Annotated in this window: 12 protein-coding genes; 7 read left to right on the plus strand and 5 right to left on the minus strand. The window is 36.8% G+C overall.

The genetic code is table 11. The annotated features are described in order from the left end of the window. Positions 1–123 precede the first annotated feature (123 nt). Positions 124–249, minus strand: coding sequence for a hypothetical protein (locus tag AC0UMU_RS08960; RefSeq protein ID WP_278714624.1), 126 nt, complete (start codon positions 247–249; stop codon positions 124–126). A 333-nt stretch (positions 250–582) separates the two neighbouring features. On the opposite strand from AC0UMU_RS08960, the gene AC0UMU_RS08965 reads away from it, so the two are divergent. Both AC0UMU_RS08965 and AC0UMU_RS08970 read left to right on the plus strand, forming a co-directional pair. Beyond that, positions 583–1,482, plus strand: coding sequence for a helix-turn-helix domain-containing protein (locus tag AC0UMU_RS08965; RefSeq protein WP_009317427.1), 900 nt, complete (start codon positions 583–585; stop codon positions 1,480–1,482). A gap of 26 nt (positions 1,483–1,508) precedes the next feature. Further along, on the plus strand, positions 1,509–2,384 hold the full coding sequence (locus AC0UMU_RS08970) for a helix-turn-helix domain-containing protein (RefSeq protein WP_278714623.1): 876 nt from the start codon (positions 1,509–1,511) through the stop codon (positions 2,382–2,384). 85 nt (positions 2,385–2,469) lie between these two features. On the opposite strand, the gene spt is transcribed toward AC0UMU_RS08970, so the two are convergent. Next, on the minus strand, positions 2,470–3,657 hold the full coding sequence (gene spt / locus AC0UMU_RS08975; RefSeq protein WP_009317429.1) for a serine palmitoyltransferase: 1,188 nt from the start codon (positions 3,655–3,657) through the stop codon (positions 2,470–2,472). Positions 3,658–4,201: 544 nt separating this feature from the next. Here spt and lpxD point away from each other — a divergent pair. From lpxD to AC0UMU_RS08995, 4 genes are all read left to right on the plus strand, one after another. Next, positions 4,202–5,242 (plus strand): UDP-3-O-(3-hydroxymyristoyl)glucosamine N-acyltransferase, encoded by a 1,041-nt coding sequence (gene lpxD, locus AC0UMU_RS08980; protein WP_122303415.1) that lies wholly within the window; start codon positions 4,202–4,204, stop codon positions 5,240–5,242. Positions 5,243–5,282: 40 nt separating this feature from the next. After that, positions 5,283–6,665 (plus strand): bifunctional UDP-3-O-[3-hydroxymyristoyl] N-acetylglucosamine deacetylase/3-hydroxyacyl-ACP dehydratase, encoded by a 1,383-nt coding sequence (locus AC0UMU_RS08985; protein WP_278714622.1) that lies wholly within the window; start codon positions 5,283–5,285, stop codon positions 6,663–6,665. Between the two features lie 11 nt (positions 6,666–6,676). Further along, a complete protein-coding gene (lpxA, locus tag AC0UMU_RS08990; RefSeq protein ID WP_009317553.1) occupies positions 6,677–7,453 on the plus strand; it encodes an acyl-ACP--UDP-N-acetylglucosamine O-acyltransferase in 777 nt (258 codons plus the stop codon). Between the two features lie 228 nt (positions 7,454–7,681). Beyond that, on the plus strand, positions 7,682–8,242 hold the full coding sequence (locus AC0UMU_RS08995) for an IS1096 element passenger TnpR family protein (RefSeq protein ID WP_278714621.1): 561 nt from the start codon (positions 7,682–7,684) through the stop codon (positions 8,240–8,242). Between the two features lie 184 nt (positions 8,243–8,426). Here the strand turns inward: AC0UMU_RS08995 and recA are convergent, their stop codons facing one another. Next, positions 8,427–9,467, minus strand: coding sequence for a recombinase RecA (gene recA, locus AC0UMU_RS09000; RefSeq protein ID WP_009317555.1), 1,041 nt, complete (start codon positions 9,465–9,467; stop codon positions 8,427–8,429). Between the two features lie 12 nt (positions 9,468–9,479). Then, the gene (gene bcp, locus AC0UMU_RS09005) at positions 9,480–9,935 is read right to left on the minus strand and encodes a thioredoxin-dependent thiol peroxidase (RefSeq protein ID WP_009317556.1); all 456 of its coding nucleotides are present in this window, start codon (positions 9,933–9,935) and stop codon (positions 9,480–9,482) included. Between the two features lie 274 nt (positions 9,936–10,209). Between bcp and AC0UMU_RS09010 the strand changes: the two genes are divergently transcribed. After that, positions 10,210–11,109 (plus strand): glycerophosphodiester phosphodiesterase family protein, encoded by a 900-nt coding sequence (locus AC0UMU_RS09010; protein WP_288641678.1) that lies wholly within the window; start codon positions 10,210–10,212, stop codon positions 11,107–11,109. Between the two features lie 162 nt (positions 11,110–11,271). On the opposite strand, the gene AC0UMU_RS09015 is transcribed toward AC0UMU_RS09010, so the two are convergent. After that, positions 11,272–12,468, minus strand: a complete 1,197-nt coding sequence (locus AC0UMU_RS09015; protein ID WP_278716594.1) for a saccharopine dehydrogenase family protein — start codon at positions 12,466–12,468, stop codon at positions 11,272–11,274. Positions 12,469–12,492 lie beyond the last annotated feature (24 nt).

Raw genomic sequence — 12,492 nt, forward strand, 5'->3', positions numbered from 1 at the left:
ATAAACGGGCAGCATAACAAAAAAAGAAGGCATCCTTTTTAGACACCTTCTTTTACTTTAATTTTACGATTTACACCATTCTTCGATATGATCTTTCCCATAAAATAGATAAAACAACAATCCTCAACTCGTAAGCAACAGAATTATCGTCACTCCTAATTTACAAGCTGTAGATATGTTCTTTTTAAAAACATCCATAATCGCATAAACCGTTGCGATAATACCGATAATGTAAATAATCAATCCCATAACTTTTTATTTTACAAACAAATTATTACTCAAAAAACAAAGATAAATATAATTGGTTCTTCTCCAGGTACTGATATTAACGTAGAATCCCATGCTTTAGACATATTAATCTACTTAACACGTCATCCAAAATAGAATAAAATCTATTTTCAAAACATTTTGAGGTCAGATAAGCTCAAATTTTAAGAAATCCCAGAAACAAAAAAATTACCTCCATACAGATATTTGTGTAAATATTACGGATAGTTGTAACATAATTACTGATTCCGAATAAAGAGAAGCGGCACTCATGTTTATATTGATTACATTTGTAACGGAATAAAATAAAGCGCTATGGAAAAAATCTTAAAGTTGGACACAGTAGATCGGTATAACGAATTATTCGGTCTTGAAACACTACATCCGTTAGTAGGTGTAGTAGATTTATCGAAAGCCACAAAATTTCCAACTCATTTCACACTGAATTACGGACTATATGCATTATTTCTGAAAGAAACCAAATGCGGAGATATTCGCTATGGAAAGCAGATTTATGATTACCAAGAAGGTACTGTTACCAGTTTTGCTCCCGGACAAGTCGTCGAAACAGAAATTACAGACGGAATAAAACTAAGTGCTCATGGTATTTTATTTCATCCGGATTTGATAAAAGGTACATCATTAGGTAAGAATATAAAACAATACTCTTTCTTTTCCTATGCTTCGAACGAGGCTTTGCACTTGTCAGAAGAAGAAAAAGAAATTTTTCTCGACTGCTTGAAAAAAATAAGTATAGAACTTAGTCATCCGATAGATAATTATAGTAAATGCTTAATATCAAAAAACATCGAATTATTATTAGATTATTGCATGCGGTTCTATGCACGGCAATTTATTACAAGATCGACTGTCAATAAAGATATTCTCTCAAAATTCGAAAATTTACTTGAAGAATATTTTGCAGATAATAAACCTAAAGTAGACGGTTTGCCTTCTGTTAAATATTTTGCAGATAAAGTGTGCCTTTCTCCCAACTATTTCGGAGATTTAATAAAAAGAGAGACCGGAAAAACAGCACAAGAATATATACAAAATAAAATCATAGATCTTGCCAAAGAGATGATTATCGGGACAGAAAAAACGATTAGTCAGATATCTTATGAACTGGGATTCCAATATTCACAACATTTTAATCGCATATTCAAAAAAAATGTGGGGTACACCCCGAATGAATACAGAAAGCTTCAGGTTTAAGAACAACGAAAATTTATCAGGTAGACATGATAGTGCAATGTGACAAATCGTTACACAGCAAAACAATACATCCGTTGATAAACATAGGCTGTTTATCCGATATATCGAATACTTTTATAGAAACCGGATTTTACCGTATTATACTAAAAGGCAGATCTTCATGCCCTGATTTCGGAAGATTGTGTTGTGATTACCAAGATGCAAGCGTAATATTCTTATCTCCTGAATATTCTCTGTCTTGTTTAACATCAGAAGACTTGAGTTTTTATAAAAAAAGCATATTTTTGTCTTTCCATGCAAATCTGATCAACACCTCTGCTATAAAAAAACATTTTAACGATTACTCCTTTTTCAATTATCGACAGAACGAATCTTTACACATCTCATTACGAGAAAAAAAAATTCTCACGACACGCTTCGAAGATATTTCTGATGAATTGAACTGGGGCATAGACAAATACACCAATATCTTGATCTCAGGAAAAATCGAACTACTCTTGAATTATTGCAAACGTTTTTATACCCGACAATTTATTACAAGATCAGAAGTGAACAGATGTATAATACAAAAAACTAAAAGGTTGATCGATGAATATTTCTTTATGAATAAAATATCGGAAAAAGGTCTACCCACTTCCGACTACTGTTCAAATAATTTGAATCTGTCTTCTGCATATTTCGAAGATCTGTTTAATCACGAAACAGGAATGAGTATAGCCGAATATATTCAATTAAGACGTGTGCATCTGGCAAAAGAACGTCTTTGCAATACGAATAAAACAGTCTCTTGTATTGCCCGAGAATTAGGTTATCCATCCCAACAATATTTCTGCAAATTATTTAAAAAATTATCAGGATATACACCGGATGAATACCGCAATCCTTGCAGAACAATATCATGACAAGACCAATACAAAAAATCCCTCTATTCTTATATTATAATTGAATAGAGGGAAAATTATGAATTTAAAAAATCGATTTTTTTAACTATTTCAACAAGTCATACCGTTTAAAGCACTTTTGGATTTTATCAAGAGCAAAATCCAACTGTTCTTTTGTATGTGTAGCCATCAAAGAGAATCGAATCAATGTACTGTCTGAGGGTACGGCAGGAGAGACTACCGGATTTACAAACACCCCTTCGTCGAAAAGTTCACGAGTAATGCGGAATGTTTTATTATTATCCCGAATAAATAGCGGAATGATAGGAGTAGATGTATTGCCTATCTCACACCCCATATTACGAAAACCGTCCAACGCATAATGAGTCATTTCCCAAAGGTGCTCTATACGTTCGGGTTCACTTTCCATAATATCCAAAGCGGCAGACACCGCCGCCGTAGAAGCGGGTGTAATACTGGCACTGAATATATAGGACCGAGAATTATGACGCAAATAATTTGCCGTAATAGAGTCGGTAGCGACAAAACCACCTAAAGACGCGAATGATTTAGAGAATGTTCCCATAATCAAATCGACATCTTGAGCTACGCCGAAGTGATCGCAAGTTCCTCGTCCTTGTCTCCCGAAAACTCCGATCCCATGAGCTTCATCTACATAAATCGCAGCATTATATTTCTTTGCTAAAGCAACAATCTCAGGCAAATTGGCAACATCCCCTTCCATGCTGAACACACCGTCTACAACAATCAATTTCACTTTGTCTTCGGGACAAGATTTCAGGACCTTTTCCAAAGAGGCCATGTCATTATGCTTAAATTTCAGCTGAGTAGAAAACGAAAGACGACGACCTTCAATAATCGAAGCATGATCGAGTTCGTCCCAAATAATATAATCCTCTCTTCCGGTAAGACAAGATATTACCCCCAAATTCACCTGAAAACCAGTCGAATATATAATCGCTTCTTCTTTTCCGACAAAACGAGCCAAGCGTTTTTCCAATTCTACATGAATATCAAGCGTTCCGTTCAGAAATCTCGATCCGGCACAACCAGTACCATATTTTTTTATTGCAGCAATAGCTGCTTCTTTAATTTTCGGATGATTAGTCAGCCCCAAATAACTGTTTGACCCGAACATCAATACTTTCTTGCCGTTGATAATGACTTCGGTATCTTGATCACTTTCTATTTCGCGAAAATACGGATAAACGCCTAAAGCTTTCGCTTTTTGCGGGGCATCATATCTCGCTAATTTTGCTTGTAACAGCTTCATAATAATTAAAGAAGTTAACAGGTTATATAATTAAGCCATCAGATTTTCAAGGTATTACGCAAAATCGCCCAATACAATTAAAAATTTACAAGATGCAAAAATAAGTAATTATTTTTAATGTGGGATATTTCTGAATTAAATTTATCATTTTTATTTTTATCTGAAATCGACAAATACGTTAAAAGTATGTTTGAATTTTCCGATGCAGAAAATATTATCAAGTCATTTTTTTGTTTTCTTCCGGTCTTTTTTCCCTCATCAGACAACCTACGACTATTCCTCGTAAAAACAATAAAATATCCTCGAAAGAAACTCTCAAATCTGACCTGAGCAAAATATAGACAGCATCTAAGAGTCTATTTCTACCTGATACTCACTGAGGACCATAACCGGTTAAACAGACAAAGAATATGCAAAATTTTTTATAATACAGAGGTTTCCATACTTGAATAAAAACAGATAAATATCCGTCATATTTGAAAAAAAAATGCGTAATTTGCAAAATGAAACAATTTTGTAACCATTAGAATATAACTTAATACGAATGGAATTTTCCGCACAGCAAATCGCCGATTTCCTTCACGGCGAAATTATCGGAGACAATCAAGTTAAAGTGAACAACTTGTCTAAAATTGAAGAAGGGAAACCCGGAACACTGACTTTTTTGGCTAATCCCAAATATACTCATCACATCTATACGACCCAAGCCAGTATAGTTTTAGTAAATCGGGATTTCGAACCCGAACAAAAAATAAATGCGACACTAATTAAGGTTGATGATGCGTATTCTTGTCTGGCACAATTACTTAACTTAGTAAACCAAGCACGCCCCGAAAAAAAAGGTATCGATAAAGATACATACATTGCAGCGTCTGCAACAATTTCTCAGTCTGTATATATAGGTGCGTTCGCTTACGTAAGTGAAAATGTAAAAGTAGGAGAAAATGTCAAAATTTATCCTCAAGTTTACATTGGTGATAACGTAACGATCGGAGATAATACGATTTTATATCCCGGGGTAAAGATCTATCATGACTGTGTGATCGGGAAAAATTGTATTATCCATGCGGGTGCGGTAATCGGAGCTGATGGTTTCGGCTTTGCTCCTCATAACGGTGCATACGTAAAAATCGCACAGATCGGGAACGTGATCATCGAAGATCAAGTAGAGATCGGAGCAAATACAACGATCGACCGCGCCACAATGGGATCGACTATTGTAAGAAAAGGAGCTAAACTGGACAATTTGATTCAAGTCGCCCATAATGTAGAGATCGGAGAAAATACGGTTATGGCAGCCCAAGTGGGCGTTGCAGGATCAACAAAAATAGGCAGTCATTGCATGGTTGGCGGGCAGGTTGGTTTTGCAGGACACATCACTATCGGTGACCGGGTGAATATAGGTGCCCAATCGGGAATTCCTAACCACGTAAGTTCCGACACAAGCATATTGGGTTATCCGGCAGTACCGGCAAGAGAATTTGCCCGTTCTACTGTAATGATAAAAAAGTTACCGGAATTAAATCAAACCGTCAAGCAGTTGCAGAAAGAAATTGAAAATTTAAAGAAACAACTCGAAAAGTAAGGCCTTTTCTCATTCAGAGTGCATTATTTAGAGAATATTTATGAAACAACAGACTTTACAAAACAGCTTCTCCTTAACAGGGAAAGGATTGCATACGGGAATGGACATCACAATCACATTCCTTCCCGCACCTGAAAATCACGGGTATAAAATTCAACGTATAGACCTTCCCGAACAACCGGTTATCGAAGCTGTCGCAGATCAGGTAAGTGAAACCCAACGAGGTACTGTAGTGGGAAAAAACGAAGTTGTCGTAAGTACCATAGAACATGCCATGGCTGCCCTCTACGGAGCAGGAATAGATAACTGCCTAATACAAGTAAACGCTCCCGAATTTCCGATACTCGACGGTAGTGCCCAATATTATACCGATGCAATCGAAAAAGCCGGTATCGTCGAGCAAGAAGCAGAAAGGGATTATTACATTATCAAAGATAAAATCGAGGTTAAAGATGAAAATACCGGATCATCGATATTAGTATTACCGGACGATCATTTTAGTGTAAACGTACTGATAAATTTCGATTCGCCTGTTCTCAATAATCAATATGCTTGTTTGGAGGATCTGGAACAGTTCAAAGACGAGATTTCGGCAAGCCGTACATTCGTATTTGTCCGAGAAATAGAACCTTTGGTAAAACATAATCTTATAAAAGGCGGTGATCTCGATAATGCAATTGTTATATATGATCAAAAAACATCACAAGAAGAACTTGATCGTCTGGCCGATTTGATGAATGTTCCTCACAAACATGTAGATGAACTCGGCTATATCAATAATAAACCCTTAGTGTTCGATAACGAACCTGCACGCCATAAGCTCTTAGATATACTCGGAGATATAGCTCTTATCGGAAAACCAATTAAAGGCCGCATCATAGCTACTCGTCCCGGACACAAAATCAACAATCAGCTGGCACGCTCTATCCGTAAGGAAATGAAACGGCAAGAAATACAAGCCCCGTCATACGATCCGAATAAAGAGCCGATTATGGATGTAAATCGGATCAAACAATTGCTTCCTCATCGGTATCCGATGTTATTGGTAGATAAAATCATCGAAATAGGGAAAAATCATATCGTCGGGATAAAAAACTTTACATCGAACGAGCCGTTTTTTCAAGGCCATTTTCCACAAGAACCGGTCACTCCCGGAGTCTTGTTGATTGAGGCTATGGCACAAACAGGGGGATTATTGGTATTGAACACAGTCGAAGATCCAGAAAAATATTCGACCTATTTTTTAAAAATAGATAACGTAAAGTTCCGTCAAAAAGTAGTTCCGGGAGATACTGTTATATTCCATATTTCATTCATGACAGAATTACGCAGAGGATGTGCCTATATGAAAGGATACGCTTTCGTAGGTAACAAAATCACAACCGAGGCTGAATTTATGGCTCAGATTATAAAAAATAAATAATACCCACTTTTATGAAACAACCATTAGCTTATGTACATCCGGAAGCCAAGATAGCTCCTAACGTAGTTATCGAACCGTTCGTTACTATCGATAAAAACGTGGTTATCGGTGAAGGGACGCGCATTGGTTCCAATGTAACAATTCTTGAAGGAGCCCGTATCGGAAAAAATTGTAACATTTGTTCCGGTGCTGTTATCTCAGGAATTCCTCAAGACCTAAAATTCAAAGGGGAAGAAACAACCGCTGAAATCGGAGATAATACCACTATACGCGAATGTGTTACAATCAATAGAGGTACTGCATCGAAGGGTAAAACCGTGATCGGCAATAATTGCCTTCTTATGGCTTATTGCCACATTGCCCATGATTGTGTTATCGGTGATAATATTATCATGTCAAATGCGACACAAGTAGCCGGAGAAGTACGAATCGATGATTTTGCAGTTATCGGAGGCGGTACTCTTGTACACCAGTTCTGTCATGTAGGTGCTCATGTTATGATACAAGGAGGATCACTCATCAATAAAGATATACCCCCTTATGTCAAAGCCGCCCGTAATCCTATTTCTTATGCCGGCATTAACTCTATCGGTTTGCGCCGACGTAATTTCACCAATGAAACCATACGTGATATTCAAGAAATATACCGATACCTCTATCTATCCGGCTTAAATAACTCGGATGCAATAGAACGTATCGAAGCAGAATTACCGGCGACTAAAGAAAGAGACGAAATCGTACTGTTTGTACGTAACTCTCAACGAGGAATTATTCGTGGTTATCTATAAAAATAAGAGATATTTTCCGAAATTCGAGAGGCACTGTTTAGTGCCTCTTTTTATATACAGAATAACTCAAAACACAGATTAAAAATACAACGTAAGTAATAGGAATAAAAAAATCGGATAAGGGTTATACAATACAAGATATTTTTATTATTTTTACCCAATAAACAAAGGGGTTCTTTTTAAACGAAACCTGAAAAAACGATTTAAATAAACTAATTGTATCTGATTATGATATTCAAATTCTTAATCCTATCTGATGAGGTTGATGACTTTGCAAGAGAAATCAGCATCGACTCTGAGGCCACTTTTTTAGAGCTGAATGATGCGATTCTGGAATCGGTCAACTATACTAAGGATCAAATGACGTCCTTTTTCATTTGTGAAGATGACTGGGAAAAGAAAACGGAAATCACCTTAATGGAGATGGATACCAACTTTGAAGATGATTCTTGGGTAATGGCAGAAACCAAGCTTAGCGAATTATTGGAAGACGAAAAACAACGACTCATCTTCGTTTTCGATAACATGACCGAACGATCTTTCTTTATGGAATTACGAGAAATCGTTCCGGGCAAAAATCTGGATAAAGCCATTTGCTCCAAATCTAAAGGTAACCCTCCTACTCAACTAATGGATTTTGAAGAATTGGAAAAAACCTCAAATAACACCGATACCGGACTCGGAGAGAACTTCTATGGTGATGAATCTTTCGACCCGTCAGAATTGGATGAGGAAGGCTACAACGATTTGGATATGACTGAAGGGAACAATTCTTTCAATGATTATTAATTTCCTTATCACAATATAAAACAATAAAAATAAAAGAGTTATCTAGGGAATATCACAGATGACTCTTTTATTTTATCAACCTCTCGAAACAAGAAAATACCCTCGGAAACAGATCCCGAAAACAAGAAATAGCAGAACTCCCTAAAATCCTGCTATTCCATATTTGATTTTCCTAAATTCAGTACTACTTAGTTGCAGGTCGCAAGGCTTCCATGATCTTAGCTTCTAATTCTTCGGCCAACTCCGGATTATCCTGAATGCATTTCTTTGCAGCATCCCTACCTTGTCCGAGTTTTGTATCATCATAGCTAAACCAAGAGCCGCTCTTTTTGATTATACCTTTTTCCACTCCCAAATCAATGATCTCTCCTGCACGAGAAATACCTTCTCCGAACATAATATCGAACTCGGCTTTACGGAAAGGAGGAGCAACCTTATTCTTCACAACTTTTACCCTTGTCTGATTACCAATCACTTCATCCCCATCTTTAATCTGGCTGACACGACGTATATCCAATCGAACAGAAGCATAAAATTTTAAGGCATTCCCCCCTGTCGTTGTTTCAGGATTACCGAACATCACGCCTAATTTGTCACGCAACTGATTGATAAATATGCAAGTAGTATTTGTCTTGCTTATTGTAGCCGTCAATTTACGCAAAGCCTGAGACATAAGACGTGCTTGTAATCCCATTTTAGATTCTCCCATATCTCCTTCTAACTCAGCCTTAGGAGTCAACGCTGCAACCGAATCGATAACGACAATATCTACGGCAGAAGAGCGTATCAGTTGTTCTGCAATCTCCAAAGCTTGTTCTCCGCTATCCGGTTGAGATATCCATAAGTTCTCTACATCGACCCCTAATTTTTCTGCATAAAAACGGTCAAAAGCATGTTCTGCATCTATAATTGCCGCAATGCCTCCGGCTTTCTGGGCTTCGGCAATAGCATGAATCGCCAATGTCGTTTTACCAGAAGATTCCGGACCATAAATCTCGATCACACGGCCTCGTGGAAAACCTCCGACACCTAAAGCGGCATTCAAACCAATAGAACCTGTAGGAATTACGGCAATCTCATCGATATGGTCATCCCCCATCTTCATAATTGCACCCTTGCCATAATTTTTTTCTATTTTATCCATAGCGGCCTGCAAAGCCTTCAATTTTTCACTCGGAACGGGAATTTTACCCATTGGAGCTTTTTTTTCTTCTGTATTCTCCATATTTATCTTATTTTATTTTCCATTCAAAATCTGAGCAGCATGCTCTTTTGTATTTACTTTTTCTATCACACGCTCTATGATTCCGTTCTCATCAATCAAAAATGTTGTCCTTAAAGTTCCCATATAGGATCTCCCGGCCATCTTTTTTTCTGCCCATACACCAAACTCTTGATTCAACCGTACCTCAGTATCAGCTATTAAGGAAAATGGCAACGATTGTTTTTCTATAAACTTCTGATGAGACTTTTCATTGTCTTTACTGACTCCTATTATTTCATACCCCGCTTTCTGCAATTCTGAATATGCATCTCGTAAACTGCAGGCCTCCGCCGTACATCCGGGAGTATTATCTTTAGGATAAAAATAAAGTACCAATTTTTTCCCTTTAAAATCTTCTCGTTTCAACTCTTTCCCCGTCTGGTCATAACCCAGAATCTCAGGTATTTTATCTCCAACTTTTAATGCCATAATTAAATATTTTATTTCTCAAAGATAAGAATTTATATAAAAACATCAAGGTTCTCCATTTCATTTATAACATTCATCCTCGTACCATCGATAATGCAAATTAAACAAATATATATGCCAAATAATAGCATATATGATAATTTCTTTATAAAATCTTTCGGGATAATATAGAGATTGACTATAAATTATTATTTTTTGATTTGTTATTTATTGTATTCTCTTTCGGATTTTCGCTATTTTGCATTGTCTAATCGATAATTCATATTTTCAATTAATGAAAAAATATCACTTATTATTTTATCTTATACTCTTAAATCTTACCATTACGGCCAATAATCGGACAGAAGCATTATTGTCTATTCTAAAAAGCAATAAACCCGATTATATTTTTGTCGTTGCTCATCGGGGTGATTGGAGACATGCCCCGGAAAACTCTATTGCAGCAATCAAAAGTGCTATATCGATAGGAGCAGATATGGTCGAGATAGATATACAAAAGACCAAAGACGGAGATTTCGTCCTAATGCACGACAATAGTATAGATCGCACGACAAACGGGAAAGGATATGTAAGTAACTATACGATAAAGGAACTCAAAAACTTCAGATTGCGTTACAATGACGGAAAACTCTCTAATGAGACTATCCCGACTTTAAAAGAGGCATTATCGGCCTGTAAAAGCAAAATTCTTGTCAATATCGATAAAGGTGAAGATTATTTATCAGACATTGAACCCATTATAAAAGAAGCCGGGATGGAAAACTACATCATTTTAAAAGGACGCGGTTCTGTGAATGATGTAAAAAAGAAATTATCTCTGTATAAAAATATTATATATATGCCTATTGTCGACTTAGATGCATCCGAAGCTATTCCGTATATCGATTCTTTTTTAAAAGATTTTCGGCCTATAGCAATGGAAATAGGTTTTAAAACCGATAATTTCGAGCAATTATCTTATATTGATAAGATAGCCGAATCGAATTGTCGGATATGGATCAATACCTTATGGGAAAGTCTATGCGGAGGACACGATGATGAAAAAGCAGTCAATGATCCGGATAATAGTTGGGGATGGGTTCTGAAAAATAAAGCAACAATAATTCAGACTGATCGTCCTCAAGAACTAATAACTTATTTAAAACAAAAAGGGCTACGAAAAATAGATCGGTAACTGTCTCTCACCAAAACCTCGAAAGCAATAAAAAAGGTTTATACAAAGATCGAACAGGCTATAAAAATAATATTGTCATTCCAGATTTTGCGATCTATCGAAATTCAGATCTTCACCAGAATGACAATAATTCATATATAATCGTTCAAAAACGAATATCGATCAGACTTCCAAGTCTTCATTAAATATTTCATGCCAAGGCAATCCTTGCTTGTTCAACTGTTCCATAAACGGATCGGGATCGAATTCCTCGACATTATAGACTCCGGGCTTTTTCCACAGACCTTTTAAGAACATCATTGCACCTATCATAGCCGGAACTCCGGTAGTGTAACTGACTCCTTGTGCTCCCGTTTCGAGATAAGCAGCATGATGGCTACAATTATTATATACATAATAGGTCATCTCTTTACCTTCTTTATCAATGCCCTTAATACGACAGCCGATAGATGTTTCACCTACATAATTTTCACCGAGCTCTCCGGGATTAGGAAGCACTGCTTTCAAAAATTGTATCGGAACAATCTCCACCCCATTATACATAATAGGATCGATACGCGCCATTCCTATATTTTGAATTACTCTTAAATGGGTCAGATATTCCTGGCCGAAAGTCATCCAGAAACGCGCACGTTTCAATGTCGGATAATTTTTCACCAACGACTCCAATTCTTCATGATAAATCACATACGATTCTTTCGGACCTATATTCGGGTAATTCAGCGGTTTATGAATTTCATGAGGCTCTGTATAAATCCATTTGCCGTTTTCATAATATTTTCCCTTTTGCGTAACCTCCCGAATATTAATTTCCGGATTAAAGTTTGTCGCAAAAGCTTTACCATGATCTCCTGCATTGCAATCGACAATATCCAGATAGTGCATTTCTTTAAAATAATGCTTTGCGGCATAAGCAGTATATACACCCGATACACCCGGATCAAAGCCGCATCCCAAAATAGCCGTCAATCCCGCTTCTTTAAAACGTTCCTGATATGCCCATTGCCACTTATATTCAAATTTAGCTTCATCAAGCGGCTCATAATTTGCCGTATCCAAATAATTTACACCGCAAGCTAAACAAGCATCCATAATCGTCAAATCCTGATAAGGAAGTGCAACATTAATTACAATATCCGGCTTATGCGTATTGAATAACTTTATCAATTCGTTTACATTATCGGCATCTACCTGATCTGTGATTATCCGGTCGCTACCGATTGCCTTTGCAATAGCATCGCATTTCGATTTTGTCCGGCTTGCCAACACTATCTCTGTAAAAACATCCGGATTTTGCGCTACTTTATGAGCAACTACCGTACCTACTCCGCCGGCTCCTATAATTAAAACTTTTCCCATCCTTAATACTTTACTTTATTTCGG

This window comes from Coprobacter fastidiosus (assembly GCF_982245605.1).